At 68.7% G+C, this 14,441-nt stretch carries 13 protein-coding genes and 3 pseudogenes; 11 read left to right on the top strand and 5 right to left on the bottom strand.

Going from position 1 to position 14,441, the window contains the following annotated elements; all coding sequences use genetic code 11:
• Nucleotides 1-286: 286 nt before the first annotated feature.
• From AB0D12_RS38735 to AB0D12_RS38710, 6 genes and pseudogenes are all read left to right on the top strand, one after another.
• Complete coding sequence (locus tag AB0D12_RS38735) at nt 287-1,972, top strand: ribonuclease J (RefSeq protein ID WP_362694029.1); 1,686 nt, start codon at nt 287-289, stop codon at nt 1,970-1,972.
• Between the two features lie 139 nt (nt 1,973-2,111).
• Nucleotides 2,112-2,557: pseudogene (locus AB0D12_RS38730) on the top strand (Lrp/AsnC family transcriptional regulator); the annotation flags it as partial.
• Nucleotides 2,558-2,603: 46 nt separating this feature from the next.
• Nucleotides 2,604-3,251 carry an ABC transporter permease gene (locus tag AB0D12_RS38725; protein ID WP_362694026.1) on the top strand — a complete coding sequence of 216 codons (648 nt, stop codon included), beginning with the start codon at nt 2,604-2,606 and terminating at the stop codon, nt 3,249-3,251.
• An 85-nt stretch (nt 3,252-3,336) separates the two neighbouring features.
• On the top strand, nt 3,337-4,518 hold the full coding sequence (locus AB0D12_RS38720) for a betaine/proline/choline family ABC transporter ATP-binding protein (RefSeq protein WP_362694047.1): 1,182 nt from the start codon (nt 3,337-3,339) through the stop codon (nt 4,516-4,518).
• A 119-nt stretch (nt 4,519-4,637) separates the two neighbouring features.
• Entirely contained in the window at nt 4,638-5,378 is a 741-nt protein-coding gene (locus AB0D12_RS38715) for an ABC transporter permease (RefSeq protein ID WP_362694044.1), read from the top strand.
• Nucleotides 5,378-6,367, top strand: coding sequence for a glycine betaine ABC transporter substrate-binding protein (locus tag AB0D12_RS38710; RefSeq protein WP_362694023.1), 990 nt, complete (start codon nt 5,378-5,380; stop codon nt 6,365-6,367). Before AB0D12_RS38715 ends, AB0D12_RS38710 begins: the two co-directional genes overlap by 1 nt.
• Before the next feature lie 30 nt (nt 6,368-6,397).
• On the opposite strand, the pseudogene AB0D12_RS38705 reads toward AB0D12_RS38710, so the two are convergent.
• Nucleotides 6,398-7,233: pseudogene (locus AB0D12_RS38705) on the bottom strand (helicase associated domain-containing protein); the annotation flags it as partial.
• Nucleotides 7,234-7,557: 324 nt separating this feature from the next.
• Here AB0D12_RS38705 and dnaN point away from each other — a divergent pair.
• From dnaN to AB0D12_RS38690, 3 genes and pseudogenes are all read left to right on the top strand, one after another.
• A complete protein-coding gene (dnaN, locus tag AB0D12_RS38700) occupies nt 7,558-8,697 on the top strand; it encodes a DNA polymerase III subunit beta (protein ID WP_362694041.1) in 1,140 nt (379 codons plus the stop codon).
• A 78-nt stretch (nt 8,698-8,775) separates the two neighbouring features.
• On the top strand, nt 8,776-9,507 hold the full coding sequence (locus tag AB0D12_RS38695; RefSeq protein ID WP_362694020.1) for a dienelactone hydrolase family protein: 732 nt from the start codon (nt 8,776-8,778) through the stop codon (nt 9,505-9,507).
• Between the two features lie 432 nt (nt 9,508-9,939).
• Nucleotides 9,940-10,819 (top strand): annotated as a pseudogene (locus tag AB0D12_RS38690) (IS5 family transposase).
• Between the two features lie 3 nt (nt 10,820-10,822).
• Here the strand turns inward: AB0D12_RS38690 and AB0D12_RS38685 are convergent.
• A complete protein-coding gene (locus AB0D12_RS38685; protein WP_362694017.1) occupies nt 10,823-11,023 on the bottom strand; it encodes a hypothetical protein in 201 nt (66 codons plus the stop codon).
• On the opposite strand from AB0D12_RS38685, the gene AB0D12_RS38680 reads away from it, so the two are divergent.
• Nucleotides 10,964-11,218, top strand: a complete 255-nt coding sequence (locus AB0D12_RS38680; RefSeq protein ID WP_362694056.1) for a hypothetical protein — start codon at nt 10,964-10,966, stop codon at nt 11,216-11,218. The two genes, AB0D12_RS38685 and AB0D12_RS38680, sit on opposite strands and share 60 nt — an antisense overlap.
• Here the strand turns inward: AB0D12_RS38680 and AB0D12_RS38675 are convergent.
• A complete protein-coding gene (locus AB0D12_RS38675) occupies nt 11,148-11,681 on the bottom strand; it encodes a sigma 54-interacting transcriptional regulator (RefSeq protein WP_362694038.1) in 534 nt (177 codons plus the stop codon). The two genes, AB0D12_RS38680 and AB0D12_RS38675, sit on opposite strands and share 71 nt — an antisense overlap.
• A 607-nt stretch (nt 11,682-12,288) precedes the next feature.
• Here AB0D12_RS38675 and AB0D12_RS38670 point away from each other — a divergent pair.
• On the top strand, nt 12,289-12,720 hold the full coding sequence (locus AB0D12_RS38670; protein ID WP_362694014.1) for an SRPBCC family protein: 432 nt from the start codon (nt 12,289-12,291) through the stop codon (nt 12,718-12,720).
• 220 nt (nt 12,721-12,940) lie between these two features.
• Here the strand turns inward: AB0D12_RS38670 and AB0D12_RS38665 are convergent, their stop codons facing one another.
• Nucleotides 12,941-13,111, bottom strand: a complete 171-nt coding sequence (locus AB0D12_RS38665; RefSeq protein WP_362694053.1) for a hypothetical protein — start codon at nt 13,109-13,111, stop codon at nt 12,941-12,943.
• A 27-nt stretch (nt 13,112-13,138) separates the two neighbouring features.
• A complete protein-coding gene (locus tag AB0D12_RS38660; protein ID WP_362694011.1) occupies nt 13,139-14,269 on the bottom strand; it encodes a site-2 protease family protein in 1,131 nt (376 codons plus the stop codon).
• Nucleotides 14,270-14,441 lie beyond the last annotated feature (172 nt).

Raw genomic sequence — 14,441 nt, 5'->3', positions numbered from 1 at the left:
GCCGCCCGCTGCCTGCCCCTAACCCTCCGCGATCATGCCCTGCACACCAAGAAGCCCCTGCTCTCGAACAGGGACTCCCTTTGCCACGACGCACTGAGCCACGAGATCTTCTCCCACACTGACGTACGACTCGCCGACGGGAAGCGTTACTGCCCCCACCGCACTCTGACCCGCCCGGTGCAGGTTGCCGACCGCGACAGCGCCGCCGGACATCAAGCGCGCCCGGTGAACCGGCTGGAGAGCCCGCGAAGGATCACCTCAGGAGATTCTCCGATAACGTCAGGGTATGAGTCATCCGCATCCCGATCTGAAAGCCGCCCCTCCGCTGCCCGAAGGAGGGCTGCGGGTCGTCGCCCTGGGCGGCCTGGGCGAGATCGGTCGCAACATGACCGTCTTCGAGCACGCCGGCAAGCTGCTTGTCGTCGACTGCGGTGTGTTGTTTCCGGAGGAGACCCAGCCCGGCGTGGATGTGATCCTGCCGGACTTCACGTCGATCCGGGACCGTCTGGACGATGTCGTGGCCGTGGTGCTGACCCATGGCCACGAGGACCACATCGGGGGCGTACCGTACCTGCTGCGCGAGCGACGTGACATTCCCGTTGTCGGCTCGAAGCTGACGTTGGCGTTCCTGGAGGCCAAGCTCAAGGAGCACGGAATCAGGCCGAGTACGGTGCGGGTACGTGAGGGCGACCGGCGGGGGTTCGGTCCCTTCGACTGCGAGTTCGTGGCGGTCAACCACTCCATCCCGGACGGTCTCGCGGTCGCGATCCGTACCGGCGCCGGGCTGGTGCTGCACACTGGTGACTTCAAGATGGACCAGTTCCCCCTGGACGACCGCATTACGGACCTGCGCGCCTTCGCCCGGCTCGGCGAGGAGGGCGTCGACCTGTTCCTCACCGACTCCACCAACGCCGAGGTGCCCGGCTTCACCACCTCCGAGCGCGAGCTGAACCCCGCGATCGAACAGGTCCTGCGCACCGCCCCACGGCGGGTCATCGTCTCGAGCTTCGCCAGCCATGTGCACCGCATCCAGCAAGTACTCGACGCCGCTCACCAGCACGGCCGCAAGGTCGCCTTCGTGGGCCGGTCCATGGTCCGTAACATGGGTATCGCCCGTGAGCTGGGCTATCTGAAGGTTCCGCCCGGCCTGGTCGTCGGCATGAAGGAACTGGAGAAGCTGCCGGACCACCAGATCACCCTGGTGTGCACCGGTTCGCAGGGCGAGCCGATGGCGGCACTGTCGCGGATGGCCAACCGTGACCACATGATCCGGATCGGCAAGGGGGACACCGTCCTGCTCGCCAGTTCTCTCATCCCGGGCAATGAGAACGCTATCTACCGGGTGATCAACGGGCTGACCCGGTGGGGCGCGAACGTTGTCCACAAGGGCAACGCCAAGGTGCATGTATCGGGGCACGCCAGCGCGGGTGAGCTCGTGTATTGCTACAACATCGTCAAGCCCCGGCACGTCATGCCCGTGCACGGTGAATGGCGACATCTGCGGGCCAACGGCGACCTGGCCATCCGCACCGGGGTCGATCCCGAGCGGGTGGTCATCGCCGAGGACGGTGTCGTTGTCGACCTCGTCGGCGGACGCGCCTCCATCACCGGCAAGGTGCCCGCGGGCTACGTCTACGTGGACGGCATGGAGGTCGGCGGCGCCACCGAGGCGTCCCTGAAGGACCGTCTCACCCTCGCGGAGGAAGGCGTCGTCACCGTCGTGGCCATCGTCGACGCCGACACGGGCGCCCTCGCCGAGGCACCCGACTTCCTGGCCCGCGGCTTCGTCCACGACGACACCACCTTCGAGCCGGTCATCCCGGTGATCGAGAAGGTCCTGGCCACCGCGGCCCTGGAAGGCGTCGGTGACGCGCACCAGCTGGAGCAGCTCATCGCCAGGGCCGTGGCGTCATGGGCGTTCCGCACCCACCGCCGCAAGCCCCTCATCATCCCGGTCATCATCGACGCCTGACGGGGATACGTCGGGTCGGCTTGCTCAGCCAGAACTGCAAGCGGCCGCATCCGCGCTCCTAGGCCGACTGAGTGATCATCAGATCGCCAGGCGGGCCTGCCGACTGCTCGGTGCGACGGGTAGGGTTCTGCACGCGGGATTGTGCTGGTCAACACCGTTCCGCGGCTGTTTCGGCACCGGCGCCAAAAAGGTAGGACAAGCTGAGGCGTCGCGCCGCCTGGGCATCGCACGCGGCACCGTACAGGCCCGTCTGGACCAGCTGCAGGCGGGCGGGGTAATCCGCGGCTTCCGGCCCGACGTGGAGACGGCGGCGCTCGGCTGTCCGGTGACCGCGATCGCCACGCTGGAGATCGAGCAGGGCCAAGGCCGGGACATACGGGGGCACTTGGGCTGTGCCGGAAGCGCTGGAGCTACAAACCACGACGGGCCATGGTGACATGCTGTGCCGTTTAGTGGCACGCTCGAATACCGATGTGCAGCGCGTGACCGACCGGGGGTGCGATTTGATGGCATCGTGCGGGGCTCGACGGCGTGGGGAATCCGGTGCCGCTCCGGACCATTCGACTGGTGCGCCAGGCACCGCAAGGACCGCTGACGGCTGGGGAGCCGCCCGTGAGGGAGCGGCCGAGAAGTGAGTTTCTGGGAGTACTTGGGCACCCGCTACCAGCAACTGCTCGTGGACGCCTATCAGCATGCCAGCGCCGTCTTCCAGTGCATGGTCGCCGCCACGGTGCTCGGCGTCCTGATCGGCGTCCTCACCTACCGCACCGAGTGGGCAGGAAACCTCGCGATCACCACGACCGCAGCCATCCTCACCGTCCCCTCCCTGGCCCTCATCGGCCTGCTCGTCCCAGTCGTCGGCCTCGGCGTTGCGCCGACCGTCATCGCGCTGACGCTGTACGGGCTGCTGCCCGTCGTCCGCAACGCGGTCGTCGGGTTACGCGGGATCGACCCGGCCCTCGTCGAGGCCGCCAAGGGCATGGGGATGTCGCGGTTCGCCCGGCTGCTCAGGGTCGAACTGCCGCTCGCCTGGCCGCCGATCCTCACCGGCGTCCGGGTGGCGACCCAGATGCTGATGGGCATCGCGGCGATCGCGGCCTTCGCCTCGGGGCCCGGGCTCGGCAACCAGATCTTCCGCGGGATCTCCAGCCTCGGCAGTGCGAACGCGCTCAACGAAGTAGCGTCGGGGACGCTCGGAATCGTCGTCCTTGCCCTGCTGTTCGACGCCGGGTACGTACTGATCGGACGGCTCACCATCTCACGGGGGATCCGTGGCTGAACCTGCCGAAACGGCCGAACCCACCGCCCGGCCTTCCGCAACCGCAGAGCCTGCCGGGCTCGCCCAGCCGGCCGCCGGCGCGAGTATCGGACTGAACAACCTCTCCAAGCGCTATCCGGACAGCCCTGCTCCGGCCGTGGAGGACGTGACCCTGAGTATCGCGGCGGGCGAGACCGTGGTCCTCGTGGGCCCCTCGGGCTGCGGCAAGAGCACCACCCTCAAGATGATCAACCGGCTGATCGAGCCGACCTCGGGGCGGATCACGATCGGCGGCGAGGACGTCACCGGTATGGACCCCGTGGCGCTCCGCCGCACCATCGGCTACGCCATCCAGGCCACCGGCCTCTTCCCGCACATGACCGTCGCCGAGAACATCGCGCTCGTACCGAAGATGGCCGGCTGGCCCCGGGCGAAGGTGCGGGACCGGGTCGAGGAGATGCTCCATCTGGTCGGGTTGGATCCCGGGGAGTTCCGCTGCCGCTATCCGCGCCGGCTCTCCGGCGGCCAGCAGCAGCGGGTGGGGGTGGCGCGGGCGCTGGCCGCCGACCCGCCCGTGCTGCTGATGGACGAGCCGTTCGGGGCCGTCGACCCCATCACCCGCGAACGCCTTCAGGACCAGCTGATCCGGCTGCAGCGCGAGCTGCGTAAGACGATCGTCTTCGTCACCCACGACTTCGACGAGGCCATCAAGGTCGGCGACCGGATCGCGGTGCTGCGCCAGCGGTCGCACATCGCCCAGTTCGACACGCCGGAGGCGATCCTGACCAGCCCGGCGGACGACTTCGTCGCCGGATTCGTGGGCGCGGGCGCTGGGGTTAAGCGGCTGAACCTCAAGCGCGTACGGGAGGTGGAGCTCGCCGACGTCCCCACCGCCACTGTCGACGACCCGCTGGAGACCGTCCTGGAGCTGCTGCGCGCGGGCTCTGCCTCCGCCTCCGCCGATCAGCTGCTGCTGCTGGACCGGGACCGGCGCCCGCACACCTGGCTGCGGCGCGAGGACCTGGAGCGGGCCGCGCAGCCCGCAGCAGAGCCCCTGCCGTTATCCGCGGGCACCCCGGTCCGCGGCCGGATCGGGGTGGACGCGACGCTGCGGGACGCGCTGGAGGCGCTGCTGGCCGACGGCGCGGGCCCGGTGCCGGTCACCGGGCAGCACGGCCAATACCTCGGCGTCGTGGACATGGCGACGCTGCTGAGCGCGATGAACGGGGCGCCGGAGAAGCGGCGGGCCGAGGAGGCTCGGCGGACCGGCCGGGGTGAGCCATCGTGAGCCGGAGCGAGGTCAGTGTCAGGGGTGGCGGCGGGGCCGGTGGCAGGGCCGCTTCCGAAGCCGGTCACCGGGCTCCGGGCCCGGACGAGCCCGATACCGGGCCCGTCGCACCCGACCGGATCCCACCCCGTATCACCTGGCAGAAGCTGGTGACGGTGCCGGCCCTCGTCGCGGCCGCCCTCGGTGCCACCGCGCTCTATCTCAGCACCACAGAGCTGGACTCGATCGCCAGGAACTCGCTCTCCGGCGGCATAGTGCGCACCACGCTCCGCCAGCAGACCGAACTCGTCGCGATCTCCACCTTCTTCGTGCTCGTCATCGCGATCCCGCTGGGCGTGGCGCTGACCCGCAGCAGCCTGCGCCGGGCCGCCCCGCCGTTCGTCGCGGCGGCCAACATCGGCCAGGCGACCCCGGCCCTGGGCCTGCTGGCGCTGCTGGTGATCTGGCTCGGCATCGGCCGGCGGGCGGCGCTGATCGGCATCGTGGCGTTCGCGGTGCTGCCGGTGCTGAGCAACACCATAGCCGGGCTGAAGGCCATCGACCCGGCACTCGTGGAGGCGGCGCGCGGCATCGGGATGCCGCCGCGCCTGGTGCTGTTCCGGGTCGAACTGCCGCTGGCCGTACCGCTGATCCTGGCGGGCGTGCGGACCGCGCTGGTGCTGAACGTCGGCACCGCGACGCTGGCCACCTTCGGCGGTGGCGGCGGCCTCGGCGACCTGATCTCCTCCGGCATCACCAACCAGCGCATGCCGGTGCTGGTGCTCGGCTCCGTGCTGACGGTCGCCATGGCGCTGATCGTGGACTGGCTGGGGATGCTCGTCGAGATGCTGCTGCGCCCGCGCGGCCTGGAGGTGGACTGATGCGCTGGTCCCGGGCACGGGCCGCCGCCGCGGGCGCGTGCGCGCTGCTGCTTGCCGCCGCAGGCCTGAGCGGCTGCGGGCTGACCAGCGGCAGCCCGCTGGCCGACTCGGTGCGGCCGGGCTCGGTCGGGAAGGGCCGGCCACTGGCGGGCGCCCGGCTGACCGTCACCTCCAAGGAGTTCACCGAGCAGATCATCCTGGGCAAGATCATGGGGCTGGTCTTCAAGGCGGCCGGCGCGGAAGTCCTGGACCGGACGAACATCCAGGGCTCGATCGGCGCCCGCGAGGCGGTCAAGTCCCGTGCGGCGGACGGGATGTACGAGTACACAGGCACGGCCTGGATCACGTACCTCGGGCACACCCGGCCGATCACCGACCCGTACGAGCAGTGGCAGGCCGTACGCGACGAGGACCGCGGCCACGGCATCACCTGGCTGCCCGCAGCCCCGCTCGACAACACCTACGCGCTGGTCGCGAACCAGGCGAACGCGCGGAAGTACCGTCTGCGCACCCTCTCGGACGTGGCGCGGCTGGTGAAGGAGGACCCGGGCGCAGCCACGATCTGCGGGGGGAGCGAATTCGCGGTGCGCGAGGACGGCCTGCCGGGCGTGGCGAAGAAGTACGGCTTCACCCTCCCGCCCGGGAACTACAAGAAGATGGACGACGGCATCGTCTACACCCAGGTCGCCAAGGGCGCCGCCTGCATCCTCGGGGTGGCCGCCACCACCGACGGCCGCATTCCGGAGCTGAAGTTGAACGTGTTGGAGGACGACCGGCACTTCTTCCCGAACTACAACGCGGCACCGGAGATGAACAGCGCCGCGATGGAGAAGTACCCCGCCATCGCCGGGATCCTCGCCCCGATCAGCAAGCGGCTGACGGCGGCGGAGGCCCAGCGGCTGAACGCGCGGGTGGACGTGGGAGGGGAGGACCCACACGAGGTGGCGAAGGACTGGCTGGTGCGGGAGGGCTTCATCCGGGAAGGCTGACAGACGGATTCGCCCCAGGCTTGAGCTCCATCACAGCCCGCTCACTGGGCTGCAATGATCACCTCTTGGATCTGGCCGCTCGTGCTGGCCGGCGCCGTTGTGGTGACGTCCATACGCGTCGAGGAGAAGGCAGAGGCGTCCGACAGCGGCGCGCTGGGGCTCGGTGAGCTTGTCGCGGCGTTGTTTCTGGTTGGCGTACCAGACACCCAGTTTGTGCTGGTGCTCCTGGCCGTCGATGACGGGTTCGACATGTCCCCGCGGCACTGCCTTCTGGACGCCCTCGCGGGCGATCCACTGCGCGAGGGCTGCAACGCCCGCTGGAAGGCCGCTGACGCCTTCCCGGGCGACTTCCCGCCGTCCTTGGCCGCCGGGGCCGGGGCGGGGGCGGGCCGCTCAACGGGCTGCACCTTCAGTGCGGACAGCCGCCGCTGCTGCTCTTCCGAGAGCTCTGCCCAGGAAGTCGCCTGCCGCTGGAGCCATCGCCCGAGATCGTCGCCCTCGAAGAGCACGCCCGGCTCGATGGCCGGCAGGGCGCCGTCGGCGTCGACGAGGTCGGCGAGGACGCGGTAGTGGCGCTGCCAGTCCAGCGGCCACGGGCAGTCCCAGTCCTCATCGATGGCCGTCAGCTGCTGCGCGCGCGTCTCGGCTCGCTCGGGGTCCTTGTCCAGGCCGCCCTTCCTGCGGAGGTTGGCCATGTGCTGCCCGACCGGGACTAGGCCCTCGGTGTCGCTCTCGCCCCACACTGCGTCCTGCCTCGGGGCGAGGTGGTTGTGGGCGCGGTGGTAGCTGCGCAGCGCGGCGAGCTTGTTCTCCCATGCCTCATCGCCCGGTTCCCACACCACCCCGGCCTCTTCGGCGTTCAGCAGCTCATTGCTGTCCAGGATCGGTATTTGTGATCAGTTCACGGATGTCTGAGCTGGGCTGATCAGTTCGGGTGTGGGGGAGTGGGGCGGGGAGGCGATCCCATCCGGCTGAGCATCGCACTTCCCCGGCTTGGTGACCTGCGAAGCGAAACAGTGCCCCGCGTCACCGGTGACGCGATTTGTCAGATCACCCTTGCGCTTTCGGTGACGGCTGCGAGAGCTGGTCGGCTCCCGGAAAGCTGTGGAGCACCGGACCGAACCGGGCGTTGTCAGTGGCGCCATATAACGTGCGCGACCAACTGGTGCGACGCGATGGGGGATGTACGGATGGAGTTCCGGATCGAGCGAAACGCTCTCGTCGAGGCAGTGACCTGGGCGGCCAGGTCGCTGCCCGCACGGTCGCCGGTGCCCGTGCTGGGCGGCTTGATGCTCGACGCGGGGCAGGGGCGGCTGCGTATCTCAGGCTTCGACTACGAGGCGTCCGCGAACATCGAGGTCCCGGCGGAGACACCGTCCGCCGGGCAGGTGCTCGTGCCGGGGCGCAGACTGCTGGATATCTGCCGGGTGTTGCCCGATGCCGTGGTGGCGTGCGCGTTGGAAGGCACGCGCTTCACGGTGGAAGGGGGTGGTACGCGCTTTGGGCTGTCGACCCTGCCCAGGGAGGAGTACCCGGCGCTTCCCGAGCTTCCCGCATTTCGCGGAACGGTGGATGCGGCAGAGTTCGCGGCAGCCGTCGCGCAGGTCGGGATAGCCGCGGGCCGTGACGACTCGCTCCCGGTGCTCACCGGGATTCAGCTCCGGCTGGAGGGCGAGTCAATGACGTTGGCCGCTTCGGACCGGTACCGGTATGCCGTGCGTACGGTGCTGTGGAAGCCAAAGGCGGCGGGTTTCGAAGCGGTGGAGGTGGTGGTTCCCGGTCGCAGACTGACCGAGATCTCCCGATCGCTGGCGAAAACAGGGTCGATCCGCATCGGGCTGAACGGCTCAGGCAGCTCGGGTGGCGGCTTGATCGCCTTCGAGGGAGACGGGATGCGTACGACGCTGCGGCTGCTGGAAGGACGGCTGCCGCGCTACGACAAGTTGTTCACCCTGGACAGCCCAGCGGTCGCGGTCATGCAGCGGGAGGCGCTCGCTGACGCCGTCCGCCGTGTCGCGGTCGTCGCGGAGCCGAACAGCCCCATCCGGCTCGACTTCTCCGCCCAGGGAACCGTCCTCCTGCAAGCAGGCTACGAAGACGATGTCGCTTCGCAGCAGCTTACGGCCGCCCTGGCCGGCGCCGATAACCTGGCAGTCGCCTTCAACCCCGCGTACTTGCTGGAAGCCCTCAACTCTTTCAACGCTTCGCAAGTGCGCCTTGAACTTATGGGCCCTGGCCAGCGGGCAATGCTCAGTGCCGTACCGGATGTCGATGCCGCGACACGCGAGGACCACCGTCATCTGCTCATGTCGGTGCGGCAGCTGAGCTGACAGACATGCGGAGCGACCCCCTTGGAATAGATCATCTAGAGTTGAGTCGACGTTTAGCGATTGAGGCACGGGGGACTGATGACTGGTCAGTGGGTGACACTCGGCGAAGCGGGCGGCATCGAGGCGTACGTGCACCGCCCGGTGGGTGACGTGCGGGGCGCCGTGGTGGTCTGCTCCGAGCTGTACGGAGTGAACGCCTACGTCCGCGATACTTGCGCGGAGTTGGCGGCGGCCGGGTATGTTGCGCTGGCGCCCGACTACTACTGGCGCAACGCTCGCCGCACCGAGCTTGGGTACTCTGTCGAGGAGCGCGAGGACGGCCTGGTGCTGATGCGCGCGCTGGACCGGGACGAGTTGGTGGCTGACGCTTCTGCGGCGCTGGCGGCGGCGCGCACTGAAGCCAAGGAGCGGGGCGTGGCCTTCCTCGGGCTGAGTATGGGCGGGCACATCGCGGTGCGGGCGGCGACCGAGCTGCGCTTCGAGTTGGCCGCCATCTTCTACCCGGGTTGGCTGCTGAACAGCGGCTTCCCGCTGGTTGGCCCGGTGCCCCCGTTGGAGACCAGCGAGCGGATCGCCGCGGGCGGCGCTTTCCTGCTGGGCTTCCGCGGCGAGCTGGACCACATCATCCCGGCCGAGGAGTGGGAGCAGGCCGAGCAGCAACTCACCGAGGCTAAGGTGCCGCACGAGCTGGTGACCTACCCGGGCGCCCGGCACGGCTTCGCCTGCGCAGACCGCCCGGCCGACTACGACCCGCAGGCTGGCGCGGACGCCTGGCGGAGGGTCTACGCCGCCTTGGAATCGCACCTCTAGGCTCGCGCCTTCACGAGGTGGGCTGTCCGACTGGTGACCACGTAAGCGAAAAGTGCCTCTGACCAGCGAGAATGAGGCCGTCGCCGGAGGCACTTCCCAGGTGAAGGTGCGACACGAGGTCGCGTGTGTTGAGTGGGTTCTCTTGGAGAGGGGGTCGGCGACAGCGTAGCCCCGGGTCAGTGTCCGATGACCTGTCCCCACCCGGACACGAGGTGTGAAGCTCCGGGGAAAAGCCCAAGTGCCCTCGTTCCACCCGAGGGCAACAGGCAAGGGGAAGACCGGACGGGTGAACAACCGTGAACCCTCGATGACGTCTCGTGAGAGGGCGATACGCGAGCTGATGCCTACTTTGTCCTCACCTGATGGTGTGGGATTGGACAGTTGAGGCCGGTCAACGTGACGGGGTCTGTTGGGGTGGGTTGGGGTGGCGGGGTGAGCGAGCGCAAGCCGTACCCCAGTGACGTATCCGACGAGCGGTGGGCGTTGATCGAGCCGGCGATCACGGCGTGGAAGGCCGCGCAACCCTCGGTCAGTGGGCATCAGGGCCGGTACGAGATGCGAGAGATCGTGAACGCGATCCTGTATCAAAGCCGCACCGGCTGCCAGTGGGACTACCTCCCGCCCGACCTCCCGCCCTGCGGCGCGACGTAACTACTACTTCGCCAAGTGGCGCGACGACGGCACCGATCAGGCCATCAACGAACTGCTGCGCTGCTCGGTCCGGGAGCGGGCCGGACGATTAGAGGACCCGTCCCTGGTGGTCCTGGACACTCAGAGTGTCCACGCCGCGGTGAACGTGCCCGCGGCCACGACCGGCAAGGACGCGGCGAAAGGCGTGCCGGGCCGCAAGCGCGGGATCGCGGAAGACGGTCTCGACTTGGTCATCGCGGTGGTGGTGCTCGCGGCGAACGCCCACGAGAACGAGGCCGGCGTCGCGCTGCTGGACACCGTCGTCGAGCGGGCGCCCACCGTCGTCAAGGCCCTGGTCGACCAGGGCTTCAAGCAGAAGGTGGTGCAGCACGGCCGGGGCCTGGGCGTTCAGGTGGAGATCGTCGAACGCAACCCGGCGGATATCGGCTTCGTGCCCCAGCCGAAACGGTGGAGAGTGGAACAGACCTTCGGGATCTTGATACTGCACCGGCGGCTTGTGCGGGACTACGAATCCAGACCGGCCAGTTCCACTTCCCGCGTGTACTGGGCCGAGAACGACCGGATGAGCAGGCGTCTGACCGGCACCACCGTCACCAGCTGGCGCATCCCGTCCGGCCCCGAATGCGCCCTCTCTTGTGAACCGGTGCGGGCAGCGATATGAGCATCAAGGCTCACGGAGAAGGAACGCGAACTCGCCGATCAGGCAGGACAGTTGAGAGCCTAGATCGACCAGATCACCACCCGCCTTGCCGACATCGAGCGGGACCTCGACCACGTCCGGATCACCCAGCAGACCGCCACCGCCGTGGCCGACGGCCTCGACCGAGACGCTCCCTCCAGCCCTGAACCGGAGCTGCCCGAGCACCCGCTCTACCTCCAACTCCTCGCGGTCTTCGACGAGAAACAGCAGCCCCTGCGGGCCCGTGACCTGTGCGAAGCCCTCGATCTCGGCCTGCTACCGAAGCACATCGAAGACGTCCGTTCCAAGCTCAAGCGCCTCGTCGCCCGCGGCATCCGCACCGAGCCCGAACCCGGGTTGTTCGCCCAGAACCGGCCGTAGGACATCCGGCACCTCCGCGACCAGCGAACCTCACCCACCGCAAGTCACGAAAGAGGCATCGACTCGCGTATCGCACGGGAGCGCGGCCTTCTAGCACCGACTCCGCACCATCGACGAGCAGCAGGCGACCGGTGCCCACAGCGGAGGCACCCAGCACTGCGGCGATCCGGGCACCAAGCAACGCCTCGAATTCCACCAGCGCCGCAGGCATCTCCCGCAGGTTCAGCACCTTGACCGCTGCATCGTCGGCTCGCAGCCGCAGGGCAGTCCGCAAGGCCAGAGCCGACTTGCCAGTATCCGGCTCACCGGCAACGACCAGCGCCGTCGCTTGGGATGCGGCCGTCTTCATCTCGGCAGCCAAAGCCTCTGTGTCAGTACATACAGGGAAACCAGACCTGATCCAAGACCGCGATCGAGGCGGGCCCCTGAACTGCGTGTGGCAGTCCAGCAACTCAGGGATCATCTGCATGGCCAGTCACCCGCGTGCCCTCGGCATCATCCATGACGAGGAGCGAACAGGGCTTGCGGAACATGTCCACGACGTCCGCTGGGGGCAGCGGACCGTGGGGATAACCCTCGGAGCCAGTGCATCTCCATCGACGTACGTCTGGACTGTGGACGCTCCATCCGCGACCGGCGCACCTTCGCCGCCCAGATGCGCGAACAACGCGGTTGGGTCATCGCGACGACTGGTGGCTGGGGCCACCACAGCGGCCCGGACGGGACCACGTACTCGCTCCGCGCCAGGCGCACGAGCCTCAAAGACTGACCACGATCGCTCGCGGGCCGTTGCCGCAGCGACCCTCCCTGCGCGGCACCCTCTGAACGGTCCGTGTCACTACGTGCCATTCGTAGGGGTAAACGGCGGTCACTACGGGCACCTCCCCGCCGTCGGCGCCCCGCCCTCACCGCCACCGCCCTCCACCCGGCCCTCCTGCTCCCGAGCCGCCCCGACGCCGGACGGCACCGGCCCGCCGACCCGCGGGCACTGACGCCGGCCGCCATCGATCCTCCGGGGGCACACTGGAGAGAGGGCCCCGTAAGCCGTGAACCAAGCTGTGAGGTGGCCGATGAGCACTCTCGAAGAACAGATCGACATCGGTGTTCCGATGGATGTGGCCTGGGACTGCCTCCACCGCGTGGAGATCTATCCGCAATTCCTGGAAGGAGTACGCGAGGCTCGTTCGGGGGGCGGGCACCGGGCGCACCTGGACGTCGACGCGGGCGGCCGGGCTCAGGAGTTCGAAGCCGAGATCACCGACCATGGCAAGGAAAACATGATGGAGTGGCAGACCACGCGCGGTCCCGACCTGGCGGGAACGTTCGCACTGCTGCCCATCGACCGGGAGCACACCCGAGTCCAGGCCCGGATCGAGTACGACCCGGGCACCGTCAGGCAAGCGTTCGGCGGGCCGAAGGGGTTCGCCCAGGCAACCGCGATCGAACGGCTCGTACGGAATGACCTCGAGCACTTCAAGGAGTTGGCGGAACGGGAACGGTGAGCCGCGCGAAGGGTCCCACCGGGGGCTTGTGTGCTTGCGCCACGTTGTCACTGGTGCGATCTGTCGAATCTGCACCCGGGGGCGCTGCTCGAGATTGAGCTAAGCGCGGACTACCTGCGGCCCGGTGACACCCTCGTCGTCCCGTCTATGGACCGGCTCGGCCACTCCATCCAGGACCTGATCGCGATCGTGTCCTGCCTGCACAATCGCGGCATCGGCTTCACCTCGCTCCACACCACCGCACCGGGCGGCGCCTGGTCTTCCACGTCTTCGCCGCCCTCGCGGAGTTCACCGCGAACTCATCGTGGAGGGCACCACCGATGGCCTGGACGCCACCCGCGCCCGCGGTGCCCGCCTCCGTGAAGTCGACGAGCCTGGCCGAGGGGTGCACATCACCGACGATGCTGCGGGACCGGGCTCAGGTGGGCCCTTGGCCCCCCAGTGTGTGCCGCTGCATCAGCCGTGAAATGTCCTTCGCGGTGACGATCCCCACCAGATGGCCCCCGTCCACGACGAGAATGCGCATGCCGGTACCCCGGCGGAGCCTGTCGAGAGCCTCACTCAGAAGATCACTCGGAGCAGCAACCGCGCACTGCGACAGCGGGATCGCCACCTCGCGCACGCGCAGGGCCTCCCGGCGCGCTCCCGGTATCCCGGCAAGCCTGCGTACCTGAACGATCCCGCTGGGACGGCCTTCGAAATCGAGCAGCGGCACGGCGGAATGGAGGGACTTCACTGCCACCTCGTCGATGAAACGCTGGGCGGTCAGCCAGTCGGCGCCGGTGGTCACCGGGCTGGACATGGCATCGGCCACCCGCACGCCCCGCAGTGCCGTGTGGATCACGGCACGCTGCCGTTCCGCACCGGCGACGACCGTGATGAAGAGACCGACGAAGACGAGCCACAGCCCGCCCGGCGCCCCGCGCAGGAGGGAGATCCAGCCGAAGGCCATCAGCAGCACGCCCATGATCTGACCGCTTCGGGAGGCCGCCCGATCCGCACGTTCCCGGTCTCCGGTCCGCCACCACAACAGCGCCTGCACCACCCTTCCGCCGTCGAGCGGCGCAGCGGGCAGTAGGTTCAATGCGCCGAGGAACAGGTTCGCCCAGCCGAGCCACACCAGAACGGCGGCGGGCACCGCCCAGCCGGACAGCGGGTGCAGCCCGATTCCCGCTCCGAGCGCGGCGCCTCCGATGGCCAGGCTGGTGAGCGGCCCGCTGACCGCCACCGCGAAAGCCACTCCAGCGGTCTGCGGTCGCCCCATCCGGGTCATCCCGCCCAGCGCCCACAGCGTCACATCCTGTACCGCGATCTTCTTCCTGCGGGCAGTCGCAGCGTGTGCCGTCTCGTGGAGCAGCAGGCTGCCCATGAGCAGCACGGCTCCTACGGCACTGGCGAAGGTGTAAACCGCATCCGAGCGCCCTGGAGTCCATACGGGGAGGGTCTGGCGGCCGAGACCGTACGCGAGCAGGACCACCAGCAGCGGCACGCTCCAGTGCATCCGCAGCGGTACCCCGGCAACTTGTCCGACACGGACCGAGCCGTTCATCGTCGTCTCCTGCCGGCTCGGCACCCGGTCCACCGGGCAGGACCTCGCGACCTGCACTCCGTAAACCGACCAGCACGGCACCCACCTACAAGTGTCGCTCTCGGAATCTCCCGCGGTCGGCCAGAGGCCACAGGGGGCGCTCGCTTCTCAGGTCCGTGAACTCCGTTCGTCC

This window comes from Streptomyces sp. NPDC048479, from assembly GCF_040651435.1.
Lineage (GTDB): Bacteria > Actinomycetota > Actinomycetes > Streptomycetales > Streptomycetaceae > Streptomyces.
The sequence above is the reverse complement of the archived record's forward strand: the minus strand, read 5'-3'. Positions and strand labels throughout refer to the sequence as shown.

Excerpts from the sequence above, each read along its gene's own strand:
- AB0D12_RS38670 (WP_362694014.1), top strand. The coding sequence starts at position 12,289 with ATGAGCACTCTCGAAGAACAGATCGACATCGGTGTTCCGATGGATGTG.
- AB0D12_RS38710 (WP_362694023.1), top strand. The coding sequence starts at position 5,378 with ATGCGCTGGTCCCGGGCACGGGCCGCCGCCGCGGGCGCGTGCGCGCTG.
- AB0D12_RS38735 (WP_362694029.1), top strand. The coding sequence starts at position 287 with ATGAGTCATCCGCATCCCGATCTGAAAGCCGCCCCTCCGCTGCCCGAA.
- AB0D12_RS38695 (WP_362694020.1), top strand. The coding sequence starts at position 8,776 with ATGACTGGTCAGTGGGTGACACTCGGCGAAGCGGGCGGCATCGAGGCG.
- AB0D12_RS38675 (WP_362694038.1), bottom strand. The coding sequence starts at position 11,681 with ATGATCCCTGAGTTGCTGGACTGCCACACGCAGTTCAGGGGCCCGCCT.
- AB0D12_RS38660 (WP_362694011.1), bottom strand. The coding sequence starts at position 14,269 with ATGAACGGCTCGGTCCGTGTCGGACAAGTTGCCGGGGTACCGCTGCGG.
- dnaN (WP_362694041.1), top strand. The coding sequence starts at position 7,558 with ATGGAGTTCCGGATCGAGCGAAACGCTCTCGTCGAGGCAGTGACCTGG.